This window comes from Pseudomonas rossensis (genome assembly GCF_039888995.1).
GTDB classification, from domain to species: Bacteria; Pseudomonadota; Gammaproteobacteria; order Pseudomonadales; family Pseudomonadaceae; genus Aquipseudomonas; species Aquipseudomonas rossensis.
In genome coordinates this window covers 1-16,022 of sequence record NZ_JBBWCB010000123.1, presented here as the reverse complement: position 1 = coordinate 16,022, position 16,022 = coordinate 1, and the positions used below count along the sequence as shown (strand labels likewise).

14 protein-coding genes and 1 pseudogene are annotated in these 16,022 nt (G+C 55.6%); 8 read left to right on the top strand and 7 right to left on the bottom strand.

Features of this window, described 5'->3' with window-relative positions; translation table 11 throughout:
* The coding region (locus WLY71_RS24305) for an ammonium transporter (RefSeq protein ID WP_347805579.1) at positions 1 to 1,056 on the bottom strand (1,056 nt) is incomplete at its 3' end.
* A gap of 306 nt (positions 1,057 to 1,362) precedes the next feature.
* On the opposite strand from WLY71_RS24305, the gene WLY71_RS24300 reads away from it, so the two are divergent.
* The 7 genes and pseudogenes from WLY71_RS24300 to WLY71_RS24270 all read left to right on the top strand — a co-directional run.
* Entirely contained in the window at positions 1,363 to 1,677 is a 315-nt protein-coding gene (locus WLY71_RS24300; RefSeq protein WP_046049174.1) for an ElaB/YgaM/YqjD family protein, read from the top strand.
* A gap of 1 nt (position 1,678) precedes the next feature.
* On the top strand, positions 1,679 to 2,068 hold the full coding sequence (locus WLY71_RS24295; RefSeq protein ID WP_008145878.1) for a phage holin family protein: 390 nt from the start codon (positions 1,679 to 1,681) through the stop codon (positions 2,066 to 2,068).
* Entirely contained in the window at positions 2,065 to 2,406 is a 342-nt protein-coding gene (locus tag WLY71_RS24290; protein WP_140683436.1) for a hypothetical protein, read from the top strand. Before WLY71_RS24295 ends, WLY71_RS24290 begins: the two co-directional genes overlap by 4 nt.
* Before the next feature lie 123 nt (positions 2,407 to 2,529).
* Positions 2,530 to 3,693, top strand: coding sequence for an EAL domain-containing protein (locus tag WLY71_RS24285; protein ID WP_347805578.1), 1,164 nt, complete (start codon positions 2,530 to 2,532; stop codon positions 3,691 to 3,693).
* A gap of 69 nt (positions 3,694 to 3,762) precedes the next feature.
* Positions 3,763 to 5,091 (top strand): deoxyguanosinetriphosphate triphosphohydrolase, encoded by a 1,329-nt coding sequence (locus tag WLY71_RS24280; RefSeq protein ID WP_347805577.1) that lies wholly within the window; start codon positions 3,763 to 3,765, stop codon positions 5,089 to 5,091.
* Between the two features lie 183 nt (positions 5,092 to 5,274).
* The gene (locus tag WLY71_RS24275; protein WP_347805576.1) at positions 5,275 to 5,667 is read left to right on the top strand and encodes a response regulator; all 393 of its coding nucleotides are present in this window, start codon (positions 5,275 to 5,277) and stop codon (positions 5,665 to 5,667) included.
* Between the two features lie 255 nt (positions 5,668 to 5,922).
* Positions 5,923 to 6,237: pseudogene (locus WLY71_RS24270) on the top strand (response regulator); the annotation flags it as partial.
* A gap of 135 nt (positions 6,238 to 6,372) precedes the next feature.
* Here WLY71_RS24270 and WLY71_RS24265 read toward each other — a convergent pair.
* The 5 genes from WLY71_RS24265 to WLY71_RS24245 all read right to left on the bottom strand — a co-directional run bounded on the left by WLY71_RS24265 (position 6,373) and on the right by WLY71_RS24245 (position 13,520).
* Complete coding sequence (locus WLY71_RS24265; RefSeq protein WP_347805575.1) at positions 6,373 to 6,591, bottom strand: hypothetical protein; 219 nt, start codon at positions 6,589 to 6,591, stop codon at positions 6,373 to 6,375.
* Between the two features lie 257 nt (positions 6,592 to 6,848).
* A complete protein-coding gene (locus tag WLY71_RS24260; RefSeq protein WP_347805574.1) occupies positions 6,849 to 8,429 on the bottom strand; it encodes an alpha/beta hydrolase in 1,581 nt (526 codons plus the stop codon).
* A 374-nt stretch (positions 8,430 to 8,803) separates the two neighbouring features.
* Entirely contained in the window at positions 8,804 to 9,034 is a 231-nt protein-coding gene (locus WLY71_RS24255) for a hypothetical protein (RefSeq protein WP_347805573.1), read from the bottom strand.
* Complete coding sequence (locus WLY71_RS24250; protein WP_347805572.1) at positions 9,031 to 12,069, bottom strand: CHAT domain-containing tetratricopeptide repeat protein; 3,039 nt, start codon at positions 12,067 to 12,069, stop codon at positions 9,031 to 9,033. Before WLY71_RS24250 ends, WLY71_RS24255 begins: the two co-directional genes overlap by 4 nt.
* Positions 12,066 to 13,520 (bottom strand): alpha/beta hydrolase, encoded by a 1,455-nt coding sequence (locus WLY71_RS24245; protein WP_347805571.1) that lies wholly within the window; start codon positions 13,518 to 13,520, stop codon positions 12,066 to 12,068. The genes WLY71_RS24250 and WLY71_RS24245 overlap by 4 nt, the downstream gene beginning before the upstream one ends.
* Before the next feature lie 836 nt (positions 13,521 to 14,356).
* Between WLY71_RS24245 and WLY71_RS24240 the strand changes: the two genes are divergently transcribed.
* Positions 14,357 to 15,058: a hypothetical protein gene (locus WLY71_RS24240; RefSeq protein WP_347805570.1), complete on the top strand. Its 702-nt coding sequence runs from the start codon at positions 14,357 to 14,359 to the stop codon at positions 15,056 to 15,058.
* A gap of 732 nt (positions 15,059 to 15,790) precedes the next feature.
* On the opposite strand, the gene WLY71_RS24235 is transcribed toward WLY71_RS24240, so the two are convergent.
* Positions 15,791 to 16,022, bottom strand: a 232-nt coding sequence (locus WLY71_RS24235) for a hypothetical protein (protein WP_347805569.1), incomplete at its 5' end; no start/stop codon positions are given.

Here is a 16,022-nt window from a genome sequence, read left to right as displayed (position 1 = left end):
GATCAACTGGCTGATCAGACTCACGCCGCCCAGCCCACCCCACGCGCTTTGGCCGAAAATGCCGCAGGCGATTCCGCCCCAGACGCCACACAAACCATGTAACGGCCAAACTCCCAGCACATCGTCGATGCGCCATTTGACTTGAGCCGCAGTGAAGCACCAGACAAACAATGCGCCGGCGATGACGCCAGTGATCAGCGCGCCTACCGGATGCATCAGATCGGAACCGGCGCAGATCGCCACCAGCCCGGCCAGCGGGCCGTTATGCAGAAAACCCGGGTCATTGCGCCCGACGATCAGCGCCGCCACGGTACCGCCGACCATGGCCATCAACGAGTTCACCGCCACCAGCCCGCTGACACCTTGCAGGGTTTGCGCGCTCATCACGTTGAAACCGAACCAGCCAACGATCAGGATCCACGACCCCAGCGCCAAAAAGGGAATGCTCGACGGCGCGAACGCCACCAGTCGCCCTTCGCGATAACGACCATTGCGCGGCCCGAGCAACAACACCGCCGCCAGAGCCAGCCAACCGCCCATGGCGTGAACCACCACCGAGCCGGCGAAATCATGGAAGCTGGCGCCAAAGTGCTCCAGCAACCAGGCTTGCAGGCCAAAGTTGCCGTTCCAGATCATGCCCTCGAAGAACGGATAGATGAATGCCACGATCAGTGCCGTCGCGCACAACTGCGGGACAAACCGGGCACGCTCGGCGATGCCGCCGGAAATGATCGCGGGTATCGCCGCAGCAAAGGTCAGCAGAAAGAAAAACTTCACCAGCCCATAGCCATGATCAGCATTGATCACAGCCGCCGGTTGCATGAAGGTCACCCCATAGGAAATCCAATAGCCTATAAAGAAGTAGGCCAGGGTCGAAATGGCGAAGTCGCTGAGAATCTTCGACAAGGCATTGACCTGGTTCTTTTGTCGAACCGTGCCGACTTCAAGAAAGGCGAAACCGGCGTGCATCGCCAGCACCATGACCGCGCCGATCAGAATGAACAACGTATTGGAGCTATGGACCAGACTGTCCACAGCGCTTTGCAGATTTTCCATGGGGTGGGCAGACCTGAAGGCTAAAAAAGCACCAAAGCAGTTCGCGCAGACAATTCATGCACCAAGTTGCGACTTGCCGGGATCAGCAGATTGATCCCGATGAGCCACTTTGGCGCACAAGGTTGGAACCTTTGCGCGAGTTTTCATTATTTGAGATAAGGTTTTGCTCGAATCCTGCCCAGCAACAGCGCAACGGCACAGGCAGACGCACCACGACATAGCAAAAGTTGTACCAGTCATTTGTACTGAACCTTCGCGCAAGGCTCATACTCGAACGCTTCAGAAGCCACTTACGGAGATCCACCCATGGCCAGCATCAAGGCAAAGACTGCTCAAGAAATCCTGATGAATGATTTTCAGACTCTGGTCAGCGACACCGAACGCTTGCTGGAACACACCGCAACGTTGGCCGGCGATCAGGCTGATGAGTTGCGCGAGCAAATCCACGACAGTCTGCTGCGTGCGCGCGAAACCTTGAAGTTGACCGAAGACTCCTTGCGCGAACGCAGCAAGGCCGCCGTTACCGCCACCGAAGACTACGTCCAGGCCAACCCATGGCAATCGGTCGGGATCGCGGCCGGCGTGGGTTTCCTGCTTGGCTTGCTGGCCACTCGGCGCTGATATGGCGATCGGCGAATCCGGCTCGTCCGCGACGGGCCCAAGCTCCTCACCGCGGCGCCTGGGTGCCGCTTTTCTTGGACTGTTGCACAGCCATGTCGAACTGTTCGGCATCGAATTGCAGGAACAAAAAGCCCGCACGGTAAGCCTGTTGCTATTCGCAGGCCTGGCGCTGGTTTTTGCCTTGCTGTTGCTGGTGGGGTTGTCGACGCTGGTGTTGATCCTGTTTTGGGACACCTACCGTCTGGCGGCCATCATCGGGCTCTGTGTTTTCTACACTCTTGCGGCCATTTTCTGTGCGATGCGCTTGAGAGCGGCGATTTTCGATGAATCGTCGCCCTTCCACGGCACCCTGGAAGAGTTGGCCAACGATCGGGAGCGTCTGCTGCCATGAGCCTGCCTGAACTGCCTCACAACAGCTCGCGCACCGAAATGCGCAAGGCACTGATCCGCCTGCGCATGGAAATGCATCGTCAGGAAATCCGACATGAATCCGCACAATTGCTGCAACCTTTGCAGCGCGTGCGCGGGATGACGCAAAACCTGCAGGATGGTTTCGGCATCAAGCACGCACCGCTCTGGGGCGTGGCCGCCGTGACCTTGCTGGGCTTTCTGACGGGTAAGGGCGCCAAGAGCGGTGGCGTCAGCAGCCTCACTCGACTGGTTCGTCTGGGCGCCACGCTGGGGCCATTGATCAAGCTGGTCATGCAAGGCTCTTCGCGTCACCACTAAGGCCGTTATCTGGCTGCATTCTTGCAACATCGGGATTGAACCTCTTTATCGAGGGGTTCAATCCTGCGTGCCTACCCGGTGAACAGGTTTTATCCAATAACAAGACCTGACCAAGGAGGCCCCGTGATCGACGGGCAACCGCTCGCCTGTTTTCAGCCATTCATCGATACCGCCACCGGCCGTATCGCTGGTGTCGAGGCACTGGGAAGATTGCGCCAGGCCGACGGTCAACTGACCTCGGTGGGGCCGCTGTTCGCCGACCCGCGAACGCCCGCCATCGCGCTGCGTCGCCTGGATCGCCAGATCCGCGATAACGCGCTGAGCCGTCTACATGAAGCGGACTCGGACTGGTTTCTGAGCCTGAACATATCGCCACGCTGGATCAACCGCTTGCGGCCGGGCCAGGCTCTACCGAGCCTCAAGCAATTGAGCAGGCACAACGTCGATCCGCAACGCATTGTCTTCGAGATCACCGAATTGGGAGGCGATATTCAGCGCCTGGCCGACGTCGTGGCACGGTACAGATTGGCCGGCGCGAGGATCGCCATCGATGACTTCGGTGCCGGATACTCTCAACTTGATCGCGTACTCGCGCTGCAACCGGACATTCTCAAACTCGACATGCGCCTGTTCCAGGCCGCTGCGTTAGGTGGACCGAGCAGCGACGTGGTCAAGGCTCTGGCGCAAATGGCGGAAAAAACCGGTTGCTGGATCATCGCCGAAGGGGTGGAAACCGAGGCTCAACTGAGTTTTGCCCTGGAGTGCGGTTCGCGCTACGTTCAGGGTTTTTTGTTCGCCCGGGCCCAAGTCGATTTCTTTGCCACGGACGCCTTTGTCGAGCGCTTCGCGCAACTGCGTCACCGCTATGTTCAGCAGAAGCTGGATGAGCGCGGTCGCCTGATGATCATGCGCCAGCAACTCAGCGAGCTGATGACCATCCTGCAAGCATGGGCACAGGCCCGCGCGCCGCTCAGCGCCTTGCCACAACTGGATGCATTTCCCTGGCTGCTGCGCTTCTACCAATGCGACCGCCACGGCACGCAGCTGACGCCCAACCTTGAATGGCGCAACAACGGCTGGGAGGCCGACAATCGCTACCTGGGCCACAACTGGTCATGGCGCCCCTACTTCTATCACCTGCTGGCAGAGGGTTGGGAAGAACGCAGGCTAACGCTCTCCAACACTTACCGCGATGCCACCAGCAACCAGTACTGCCTCACCGCCGGGCAATTTTTCGACCACGGCGAACGACTGCTGCTCATCGATATCGACGCCGCCGGGCTGTAGTTCCGCTTGCAGGTCCGGACGCGAACCCGGAAGCTTAAGCAATCAAACACCTGACGGAGAGAACCCGCCTTGGATTGGCAAACCCTGCTTACTCGCGAACGCCTCGGAAAGCCTCTGCACAGCCCGGAAGAACTCGGCCGCAGTCCTTTCCACAAAGACCACGACCGGATCATTTTCTCGGGCGCGTTTCGCCGCCTCGGGCGTAAGACCCAGGTCCATCCGGTCACCAGCAACGATCATATCCACACGCGCCTGACCCACTCGCTGGAAGTCAGCTGCGTCGGCCGTTCGCTGGGCATGCGCGTCGGAGAAACCATCCGCAGCGCCCTGCCCGACTGGTGCGAGCCCAGCGACCTGGGCATGGTGGTGCAATCGGCTTGCCTGGCCCATGACATCGGCAATCCGCCCTTCGGCCATTCCGGCGAAGACGCGATTCGCCACTGGTTCCAGCAAGCCGCCGGTCGTGGCTGGCTGGATGCAATGAGCGAAGTCGAACGCAATGACTTCCTCAATTTCGAAGGCAATGCCCAAGGCTTCCGGGTACTCACCCAGCTGGAATATCACCAGTTCGACGGCGGCACCCGGCTGACCTACGCCACGCTGGGTACTTATCTGAAATACCCATGGACGGCAAAACACGCGGATTCTCTGGGCTACAAGAAACACAAGTTCGGTTGCTATCAGAGCGAATTGCCGCTTCTGGAGCAAATCGCCCATAAACTCGGCCTGCCGCAACTCGAGGAACAGCGTTGGGCGCGCCATCCGCTCGTGTATCTGATGGAAGCTGCCGATGACATCTGTTACGCGCTGATCGATCTGGAAGACGGTCTGGAAATGGAGTTGCTGGAGTACGCCGAAGTCGAGTCCCTGTTGCTGGACCTTGTGGGTGACGATCTGCCGGAAACCTATCGCCAGCTTGGTCCACAGGATTCGCGCCGGCGCAAACTGGCAATCCTGCGAGGCAAAGCCATTGAACACTTGACCAATGCCGCAGCACGGGCCTTTGTCGAGCAACAGGACGCGTTGCTGGCCGGCACGCTGCCCGGTGATCTGGTGGAGCACATGCACGGCCCTGCCAAGCGTTGCGTACTGAACGCCAAGGACATGGCGCGGAAAAAAATCTTCCAGGACAAGCGCAAGACCCTGCATGAGATCGGCGCCTACACCACACTGGAAATCCTGCTCAACGCCTTCTGCGGCGCGGCACTGGAACAGCACAACGGTCGAACGCCGTCCTTCAAGAGTCGTCGAGTCCTCGACCTGTTGGGGAACAGTGCGCCCAATCCTCACGGCTCATTGCACGCCTCGTTTCTACGGATGATTGACTTCATCGCCGGCATGACCGACAGCTATGCAAGCGAAATGGCGCTGGAGATGACCGGTCGTTCGAGCCGCTGATGAGCCCCCGGTAATCAGCCATTACGCCGCCTGCAATGGTTGATTTACCTCTCACAGCCCAAGTGCGCTCAACGTTCGCCGAATCCCCCTACAACATGCGCTGAGCAAACTGATCGATTATTCGGTAACCTCGCGAAATAATCTCGCTTCCTTCAGCTCGACAGAAGAAGCGTGAATACTCCTATGTTCAAAGACGATCTGCGCATCTTGATAGTGGAAGATCATCCCTTCCAACTCCGGGCGACTCAATACCTGCTTGAGAGTTACGGTTTCACCCAACTGACCACCACCGACAGTGCAGATGGCGCCTTGAAACAAATGCTCAAGGCTGTGCAACCGTTTGATATTCTTTTGTGCGATCAATGTCTGCCCGACCTCTGCGGGCTTGATCTGGTCGAATTCGCCAGCCACAGGGGGATGATTAGACAGGCCATTCTGTTAAGCAGCCTGACATCCGCTGAACTGGATGAACTTGAAAAAAAGGCCAACGAACACGGACTGCCATTATTAGGGTACTTGATCAAACCGCTGAAACAATCCGAATTTAGAAACTTGTTGACCTTGGCCTCATTGTAAAAAATCGCATAACAAATGCACTAAAAATTCAGCCCGAAACCAACTCAAAACTCACAATTAAATACTTCCAACCTCTCGACTAACTATCAACAACCTTTACCCTTCTTCATAAAAAACCTAGTTGATACGTAGTCCCATTCTTCTTCAGCTGTAGGATTGTTCCTATATTGCCGCTGCAGGTCCGTCAGCTCATGCGTCGCCTCAACTATCTGAGCTAAGGTGCGCGCTTTATTAGAGCTCGTATGGGATTTGATTATGAACTCCGTTTTTATTGTCGACGATCACCCGGTCATCCGCCTTGCCGTCAGAATGTTGCTTGAACATGAAGGTTACAAAGTCGTCGGCGAAACTGATAATGGGGTCGACGCCATGCAGATGGTTCGCGAATGCATGCCTGACCTGGTCATTCTCGACATCAGCATTCCCAAACTGGATGGACTGGAAGTTCTCGCCCGTTTCAACGCAATGAGTACCCGCCTGAAAACATTGGTATTAACAGCACAGTGCCCAACACTTTTTGGTATTCGCTGCATGCAATCCGGAGCATCGGGATATGTGTGTAAACAGGAAGCGGTCATTTTCAAGAAAAATTAATTTATTTCAGGAATATTGAACTGTAAACATCCAGCTTCGAGCCTAGACAGTCCTGTTGACGGAACTCCGTTTACCGGTTTGCGCTTTAAATGGCTCGTTTGCTGATGATGCCTACAACTGCCGAAGCCGCATGATGGCATCTGTGATGCCTTGAGCGTTTGTGTCCAGCGTTTCCATGGCCCCTAATGCGTTAGCAGAAACACTTCCCTCACCATTTTCTGAGAGCCACTTGGTGATCTCCTCTATGGCAGCACATATGGCGTGCTGGTTGTGCAGGAGCAACGTGAGTGCGTCCGCTGTGGTAATCCTAGCTTCTGAGTTATGTGGCATGGTTATCGTCCCTGAGCGATGTTGAGGGAATACTAGTACATCTTACCGCTGGCTGGCGCTGGGCGGGTACCCAATTATCTGCGTTCGACCTGACTAATCCTTTGGACCGGACTGACCAATACGCCACGTGTATAGGTTTGGTCCTTAGGTATAGACCGGAGGAATGAGGGTGAACGCTGTATGCTGCAGTGAATCTCGCAAAAACGACATTCAAGTCCATTCGTCGTTTTTGCGAGCTTGTACGCCCGTACAAGGCCTCAGGGCGTCAAGGCGTATTGCTCGACAAGGCGCCACAGTAACCGGCCCATGGGTAGCCGGTAGATATCGCTGTGGGCGCCGCCGCCGGAGCCGGGTGAGTTGAACTGGCTGATGCCTTCCGAGGCATCGATGTAACTAACCTTGCCCTGGATCAGCGATGATGCCGAGCAACGGCTGTCACCTGTCATGCACAGGCTGAAGTGGCCTTTGGGCGAGGCGGACGTATCGGTGGCTTTCAAGCAGGCGAAGGTGGCAGACATGGCCGCGTCCGGAGTTTCACAAGCCAGGTGCCAGGACTTGATTGACCCGGAGGGGTCGTACCAAAACACTGGGCCGCCAGCAGCACCGTCGTATTGCGAGGCGGTGAGGGCAATATGGGTGTTCTTCAACTGGGCAAAATCGCGATATGGTGCGCCTTCAATGCCTTTGCCCACCATGAAGCGATTGATGCTAACCGCTCCTTGCAAGCCTACCGCTAGGTCCACGCGGCTTTTCGGAAGGCTCTGCTGCGGCACGAGCGCCGGCGAACTGAACAGCGCACGGGTCATGGCGCGGGCACCGAAACTGTGGCCGATGGCGACGACTTTGGCTTTGCTTTTCGAGGCATCAAGGGCGTTGGGTACGGTCTCGTTGAGCAGCATGTTCAGCCACGACAGGCCGATCTCGTCGGCATCGTTGGCCTTGTTCCCATAGCTGAAGAAGTTTGTGAAGGAATTGGACCAGAACGACGGCCAGGTGACGCCGATCACCAGGGGACGAAAGCGGCTATTGGCGAGGTCCGCGGACTTGGGGCGGGTGGCCAAACCGTTGAACCCAGCCTCACGAGCCTCGTACGCAGCGGCCATAATGTTCCCAGTGATATCGTTGATATTGCGAATGGCCTCGTCCTGGGCGGTGTTCCAGCCCATGACCACGATGACGATGTGGGTGTGCCGGGATCCAGTCAGGTCCTGGGTGAGGTTCTGTTCCAGCGACTTCAGTGCCTGTGCGCTCTCCTTGTACAGATCACTGAGGGCTGGCTTGGTGACTTCCAGATTGCGCGCGGTCGTGCAGGCATGCCAGTCGTTGATCTTTTTCAGGTCATAGTCCTCGCGGACCCCGGCCAGAGCGTCGGCGGCATAGGCGTTGTAGACGAAGCAATGGGTTTTCGCCAAGTACGGCTCGCCCGGTACGCTTTCATCCATCAAAACGCCATTCTTTAGAATGTGAGAGACGAACATCGACTTGGGATCTTTCGTCTGAAAGCGTGAGATCTGGTGGACGGTGTTGTAGCGGGTGTCCTCTTCACCCTCGAAGTAGGAGGCGTCGGCGTGGAAGAAGTCCACGTTCTTCTTGACCTTCGGCCCGCCGATGATCTTCTGCGGACTCTTTTCCATTGCCACCACGTAACCGGGAAAGTGCAACGCAGTGCCGGACGGAAAATAGAGCATGCTGTGGAATTTCACGGCATTACTGCTATCCACCGACAGCGCCTGCTCATATGGGGTCATGACCCGCTTGGTTGACGTACAAGCGGTCATGGCCAAGGGTAGTAGCAGCGCGGACAGCATCGTTAAGCCTAATTGCCAGATGATGCGCATTGTTTCCTCCGTGAAGCCGCTGTGTTTGGGGGATGAACTGATGTCAAAATGACTCTAGTCGGTTTTCCCGCGATTTTCCCTCAGCGCCAAATTTCAGTTGCCGATTGATCGTGGTAAATCCATCAGCTGGAGTGCACGGATACTTGGCTGGACTTGATTGGTGAGAGCTTTAACTCCTAAGCGACAGATTTAATTCTCTTGGAAAGGGCCTCACCGTGTTATCCAACGAGCCCTAGCTTTTGTTACCCATAGTTAGGTAGAAAGCGTCAGCCTAACCTCCTGGACCACACATTAGGTATTTACGGACCTAAAACCAGTAATTTGCCCCGTAGAACTGATTTTGGGGTAAAGCGCGATCGAAGTACCGCACTTGATCAGCCATACCGCCTGCCCGCCTTGAGCTGTTTTTTTGTCGCAGCCATTTGCAAAAAATTGCATTTATTACGAAAGCCGACAGGATTCCGCGCCAGCAAGACGTAGCACTCAATCGTGTACTGCGCCGTTGCAGGCCTTCCTGACCAGGTTTCCAGCAGCAGAGCAATTTGATAGCCAAGCCGAAGTGTAAAGTCATTGCTGTATTGGATGACGTCCCGCGCAACACTCACAACCAGTTTCCCATTAGTACGTAAGGCGCCCAAAAGTAAGGATGGCGCATATCGACAGTACCAGTCTCGTCCTTGATGTTCCCCTTCAACATAGCCAACTGCGCTTCTCTTAGTGCGGCTGCTTTGCTTATTACCCGCTTCTCGCCCCGCTGGCGATAGAACTCAACCATCAGCGGTGCAGCGCCTACGTCGGCCACCGGCCACAGGGTGGCGAGCACGGCCTTGGCGCCCTTTGAACGGAGCATGCCTCCGAGCGATTCGACTGCTCCTTCACTCACCCCGGAATCACAGGCGGACAAAACGATTAGGTCATATTTACCAAGTCGCGGCGTCCAGCTGAGAATCTGCCCGGTCGTGAGTTTGCTACCGTCTCCTAACAGCAGCAGCGACTTCTCGACCTTAAAATGCGTCGCAATGTGCATGAAGCTGGCGCCATCGCTGTCGGGGCCGAGAAGACGTTGCAAAACCTCAGGTGTAAAGGCTGCATCAAGGTAACGCTTGCCGCCGATCATGCCCTCATCTGCTCGGCAATCCACGCCGGGCTTGTCGCGGATCACGCCGCAGATCTCGCGTCGAATTCCGGGCAGCGCTACGCTGCCAAACTCAGAATCGGCCTGAGACGCCCCTAATGCCACGCCACGCCAGGTGTCACGCGTTGAAGTCTCGAGACCTTCAAGTTTTCCGGTACCATCCGCGGTCAGGACCGTCACTGAGTCGTGTTCTATGAGGTGCGTCCCGTCCGGGAGCATCAACGCTGCGAAAGGCACCGCCCGCAAATTACCAAAGGGCAGGATCGCCCAATGTCGGATACCGACCTCACTCCCTAGCTGTGCTTCGGCCGGCGCGATTAATTTTTCATAAAGAATCTTGGCCGGAGCTCGGTAATCCTTGCGATCCAGGATCGCCTCTCGCAGGGCCTTCACCTGCGTATTTAGCTCTGCCTCCGAAATTTTGACCATCAGCGGCACGGCGCCCTGTTCGGTGGTGACGATCAACGTCAGCCCGCGCTCACTTGGCAGCAGCAGCAAGCCGACCGTGTGCAGACCACCATCTCCCCGCTCTCGCAACTCGGTGAGTTTGGTGGATAGTTCAGTGCGGGCATAGTCAAAAACCTGCAGACGCCGCTCGTTTGCTCGCTGGCTAGCATCGATAAATCGCCGCGAGGAGTCAGACATGATGTTTCGAGTCCGAGTGTCGAGTTGAACCCGCTGCGCATCCAGTTCCGATATCTCTGGCCCGGTCTCCGAAAGTTTGCCGCGCTTGACATCCTTCATCACGGCCAAACGGCGGTGCTCAAAATCACGCCACTCGTTTGCTACCTTTTGCAGATCCTGGCGGTACGACTCTTCCTCAATCGTCCAGGCCAAACCTTCCTGCGTCGAACCTGAATCACCATTTCGACGCAGGTATTCGGTCAACTCCGACTCTTTCAGGAGTAGCAACACCCGTTCCGCCTCGGCGATCCGGCCACGCTCGATAAGCAGTGCGGAAAGTTGATGATACGGCCCCCCCACCAGCTTTGTGAAAGTTTCCCGAGTCGTTGGATCAAAGTTAAGGGTCCCTGTCCGCATGCGTTGGCGAGTGTTTACCGATAGCTTGTAGTAAAAAATAGCTTCATCGAGAGCCCCCTCTTTCCGTTGTTCCTGCAATGCAGCAGCGAGATTGGCCGTGAAGCTTGCAAGTTCGTAGATCGCAACGTGGTTTCGCTTAGGATCGTTGATGTTGGTCACTGCGACTATACGGACAGCCCTCCGTAACAGCTGCAAGGCTTCGTTGTAACGGCCCATCGACCAATACAACTCGGCTAAGTTGTTCAGACTCGTCGCTGTATCCACATGCTCTGGCCCCATTTTTTTTTCAGTGATCGCTAGCACCTGCTGAAAAAGTGGTAACGCCAGGTCGTATCGGTGTGCTGATTTATATAATGCGGCCAGATTGTTCACTGTTGTCATCGTGCCCATATGCTCGGGGCCCAACACCTTTTTCTGGATCACAAGCGCCCGCAGATACAACGGTAAAGCCTCATCAAAATGCCCCGTTACGCGGTACAACTCGGCCAGGTTATCAAGACTCGTCGCCGTGTCCGGGTGCTCCGGGCCTAATGTTTTTTCTCGGCTTGCCAGCGACCGCTGGAACAGGGGTAAGGCAGCATCATAGCGACCTATCGATTTGTATAACGTAGCCAAGTTGTTAAGAGTCATTAACGTAACCAGATGCTCCGGCCCCAACGAAACCTCTTGGATTGCGAGCGCCCGCTGGTATAGCGGTAAGGCCTCATCGTAACGGCCCATTTCTAAATATAATGCGCCTAAGTTATTCAGGATTGACGCCGTTTTGGGGTGCTGTGGGCCATACGTTGACTCTTGGATTGCCAACGCTCGTTGGTACAGTGGCAAGGCCTCTTCGTAACGCCCCATTGATTCGTACATCGCGGCCAAATTGTATTGACTCGTCGCCGTGTCCGGATGCTCCGGGTCTGCTGCTTCTCCGATTGCTAGCGCCCGTTGGTATAGGGGTAAGGCATCATCATTTCTCCCCATTCCTCGATAACACAGGGCCAGATTGTTAAGAATCCTTGCCGTGTTCGGGTGCTCCGGACCGAACACTGCCTCACGGATCACCAGTGCTCGTTGATACAGTGGCAAGGCTTCGTCATAACGCTCCATCTTCCGATACAACTCGGCCAAGTTGTTAAGGATCGTCGCAGTAGAGGGATTCTCCGGCCCTAACGCTTTTTCCCGGATCGCCAGCACCCGCTTAAACAATGGCAAAGCGTCATCGTAACGCCCCACCGACATGTACAAAGCGGCCAAATTGTTCAGGCTCCTCGCCGTATTCAGGTTCTCCCTACCGTATGTTATCTCTGCTTCGGCAAGAGCCTGATGTGCGACGTCGATCGCATCAGTATATTTACCCTCGTTGAAGAGAAGCTCGACCTGCTGATTGAGTTCTTCTACATCGGCCAGCGCAAACGCCGTGCTAGCCAAGGCAATAAAGGGCAGTAGCATCCTCAACCTCAAGCCCTTCAGCTTCATCGCTTGAAATCCCAATATTCGCCGCGGCTCCCCCTCGTTTTAACCAAGCGCGGCCGCTGCGCCGGCTCCAGTCCTTGGTGGATGACGAGAAAGAGATCACTCATCACAGTGTCGTTGTCACCAAAGTAGCTGTGCGACAAACCGAACCATTCCTCAGTGATCGCACTAGCATCAATGGAGTCGAGAGGGGGCAGGACAGCAATGTCCTGCCCACCGGAGCCAAGGCGTCTTTCCCCATGGAGCCAAGCTGAGAGCGATACCGGGATATCCTGGTTGGACGCATAGAGTGTAAAGCGAGGCGCGCTCGCGCTATTGAGTTCGTTAACCCAGCGCTGACGGAACTCCTCCTCGCCAATATCCGGTGAGGCCAACACGACTTGGCGGAAGGCCCGATCGGCTCCGGGGCGCTTACTTAACAATTCGGCGAGTCCCTGCGTAAGCACCCGATTGCCCATGCTGTGAGCAACCACATATACAGGCACACCAGCGTTGAGGCGGGTTAGGTGATTCAGTACCTCCGCCATCTGTCGCCAGGCTATACGGGCTTGTTCCTCGTCACGGACGTAAGTCAGCACGTTGCCATCCGACGGCCAACTGAACAGCACTGTAGGACCGGGGAAGGCAAGATCGTAGGCAAGCTGCGCGGCACGCTCGGCGGCTGCCGCGAAGGATGTGTTGTAACCGTGCACAAAGAGCAGCACACCACCCTTGTCGAAGGCAGTTGCCTGACGAGCCAAGTCTTCCTTCCAATTTGCTACCGACAATGTCTCGAAGGTGGCGGCCAGCTTCACATGACGATTCAGATCGGTATCCCACTCTAAGCGAAGCAGTGAAGGGCTTTCCAGCTTCGCCCAACGGTGATCAGCAGGGATGGAGACTTCTACTGTGCCGAAACTCAGTTCATCGCTTCGAGCCGTACCAAAGGCTTGGTCCGCAGTGTCGTTTCCTGTTGGTTGGCGAGTGGTCACAAAATAAAGACGCTGCCAGTCATGACGCCGGGCATCAGATGGCGTGCCGAGGGGGGGAGCCCGAGTCGGAGCAGGTTGTGCATCGGACTGTAGAGCGACTGCATTGAGCCGAGGTTGATCACCCGGTCCCCGGCTACGTTCATTCTGAATCGCGACCAGATCGTCCGCCACATAACTGACGGTAAGCTCGGCCATCGGTTCATTGCCGCAGAGTTGTTCATTGAAAGGGGCAACATGGACCTCTTCAGGCTTTAGCTCCGGCCACAGTTTCTCTCGAGCGGCGCGGCTTGCCATCAGCGGCAATAGGTCACCAAGATCTGGTCCGTCCGAATGAAATTTGAGCTGCCGCGTCTGTAGGAATTCCCGCCCCGGTTCGAAGGATTTTCCGCGGATGCAAAGGAGTATGTTGTCCGTGGCGGCCGCGGCGGTGCCAACGAAGGTCAGGCTTGCCATCCAGGCTGCAAAGAGAGACTGGAATCGCATCGGACGCATCCTTCTAGTTTGGGCAGTAGTCGATCAACTCCCCTTTTGAATTCAAGACGACCTCCAAGAAATATCAAGAATTAATTTTGAGCTGAAATCGTACCAGCCCCGCTTTTGACCCTAACGGCACATAGTTTTGTGAGGAGTTCAAGAGTTGCTCGACGAGGATCGAAAGACATTTGCCTCATTAGGCCTCGGTGAACGCTACATCATTGATGTCGGGCGGCAAGTGTTACCAACGATGCGCGCCTGTTGCTCAGTGGTTGGGGAAATGAGAGTCACGACGCGCTGTCATAAATTGTCGCAGCTCAGTCCTGCATAATTGTTGAAATCATGGAGTCATACCGGTACTTCTAGAACACCATTCTTAAGCAGGGAACGCACCATGCACCCACGATTCAGAGTCATCGAGACCACCGGAATGGAAGATGGCACTAAGCGATACAGAGTCGTTGATCTCGTCGAAGGAGGCTCAGCTAGCAAGAGCATGGCGTGTTCAAGGTCAGGGCAGAGGCAGACGCTGTTTGTTCGATTCTGAATGCCAAACATCCACGGCAGATTAGTGCAGCTCGTTCCTCCGCTAGCCTCTGACCTACTCGTTTCGGCACCCTTGGCGCGGATGATTATGCAGAATTGGTGAATGCCTGCAGCGTAGAGCTTAAACCACTCACTCGCGCCGGCGGTGCTTGCCAACAGAACTCAAGATGGCGCGCCGTTCAGCCTCCATCGCGGAGCCGGCCTCACCATGCTCCCGTAGCAGATTAGCAACCCACCGCCATGTGCTGTCGTCCCTCCAATGCCAGATCAGCTTCTCTTGTGAATCAAGCAAAAGCGCGTTGGCAATCGCTTTTGCGGCCAGCGAGGAGCAGGTTTCATTGAGAATCAGTCCGGTACCTGTCGCGCTGAAAAACGTTTTTACACAGCCTCGGCCAATAGCAGCCTCCCGCTTGCAGACGACCGCGTTCGACCAAGATCTGCTATTTATCCCACTTCAATTCTTCCGGACTGAGGGGATGAGGGACAAATGGCTGGGGGAAGCTCGGGAGGGACACACTTTCGAAAAGTCCTTAGAAAAAGAATTGCTCGACGCAGGATGGACTGTTCGGCGCGGCATCGGCTTCCCGGAGATACTGAGGCGAAATCTGCCAACAGACCCAGGCGATATTGATCTGTTTGCTTGGCGTCCGGACCGCAACCAAGTGCTCATAGTCGAATGTAAGGACCTTTCACTTGCGCGAAACTACTCAGAAGTCGCTTCCCAGCTCTCCGAGTATCAGGGTGAAGACATAAAGGGCAAACCAGACAAGCTCAAAAGGCATCTGAAGCGTGTTGCACTCGCGCGGGAGAACCTTGCTGACCTGGCACGATTCACGTCAGTCAAAGATCCCGAGCTCGTGTCCTGGCTTGTTTTCAGTGGAGCGTCTCCTGTCGCTCACGCGCAGTCGCAGATCGCTGCACTGCAAGGACACATGTCGGGCGACCAAACGACCTTCTCAAATACTGATCGAAAGAAACGGGATTGTTGCTGCGTGAACTGACAGCTAAGGGATTTTGTGGCGAACGGCGGACGCGTGAAACTATAAACCTTGCCGTTTTCAGACAGCTACATCGTCCTCACGCTTTAGCAATAAACGGTATGGCGTTCCAATGAGCTCCGGAAAGGCCAGATGCAAACAAACTCCTACCCAGGAAAAAGCCCTACACAGATCAACGAGAGCGATGGATAGCAGTAGCCAAGGCGGTTATGCCCCCAGACCAACGCCCGCTATCACCAACAGCTTGCGGAGGGTTATCCTCCGCCACAGGCTGCAAGCCGTGTCGCGACGCAGATCGAATATCCTAGAGGGTGTGGCGTGTTACGCTCACTCCGCTAGTGTCGCTACAACGCTCTAGGCCGAATGTTCGGCTGATCGAATATATCTCCATAACACACCATCGCGAGTTCATGAGTCACAGCAGGCATGTGACGTGCAACTGCGCTCAGTAATGATTTGTTGCTCAGCGCTCGTGCTAGTTCTATCTCGCCTGGTGGATATTTCACTTCTCTGAGCACTGCTATGTTGGAAAAGTCGTATCTGCTGCACTGGACGGACAGCCCGGCCACAGCGAAGCAAAGCTCCTGATTGCCACGTAGTTCCGCGATGCGCAGTCTGGCGTAGTCCTTTCGTTGACGAAAATGGTCTAGCAAATCCACTCGCTCTTCTCCGTCTTCACTCGTTTTGCCAAGCATCCCTTTACCTCAAGGATTTGAACAGACTTACATCTGCGACTCACCGATTGCCACCCTTCGCCAGAGTCCGCTTAGAGTCCAAGCGGTGTAAAAACGCAGGCACCGTTTTAACGTCTGCGTTGCTATGTAAAATCTGCCAGTCCTTGATTAATCGTAAGCGCTCCATGAAGCCCACATTCCAAGCCGAAACCTGATGTCCGATGCTGTGCTCCCGATTTCTTTCTGGAGCCAGTCCGTCATGATGCGCCCCGACGCCAAAGTCGAAAAAGTGT

Excerpts from the sequence above, each read along its gene's own strand:
- WLY71_RS24275 (WP_347805576.1), top strand. The coding sequence starts at position 5,275 with ATGTTCAAAGACGATCTGCGCATCTTGATAGTGGAAGATCATCCCTTC.
- WLY71_RS24300 (WP_046049174.1), top strand. The coding sequence starts at position 1,363 with ATGGCCAGCATCAAGGCAAAGACTGCTCAAGAAATCCTGATGAATGAT.
- WLY71_RS24295 (WP_008145878.1), top strand. The coding sequence starts at position 1,679 with ATGGCGATCGGCGAATCCGGCTCGTCCGCGACGGGCCCAAGCTCCTCA.
- WLY71_RS24245 (WP_347805571.1), bottom strand. The coding sequence starts at position 13,520 with ATGCGATTCCAGTCTCTCTTTGCAGCCTGGATGGCAAGCCTGACCTTC.
- WLY71_RS24265 (WP_347805575.1), bottom strand. The coding sequence starts at position 6,591 with ATGCCACATAACTCAGAAGCTAGGATTACCACAGCGGACGCACTCACG.
- WLY71_RS24260 (WP_347805574.1), bottom strand. The coding sequence starts at position 8,429 with ATGCGCATCATCTGGCAATTAGGCTTAACGATGCTGTCCGCGCTGCTA.
- WLY71_RS24290 (WP_140683436.1), top strand. The coding sequence starts at position 2,065 with ATGAGCCTGCCTGAACTGCCTCACAACAGCTCGCGCACCGAAATGCGC.
- WLY71_RS24250 (WP_347805572.1), bottom strand. The coding sequence starts at position 12,069 with ATGAAGCTGAAGGGCTTGAGGTTGAGGATGCTACTGCCCTTTATTGCC.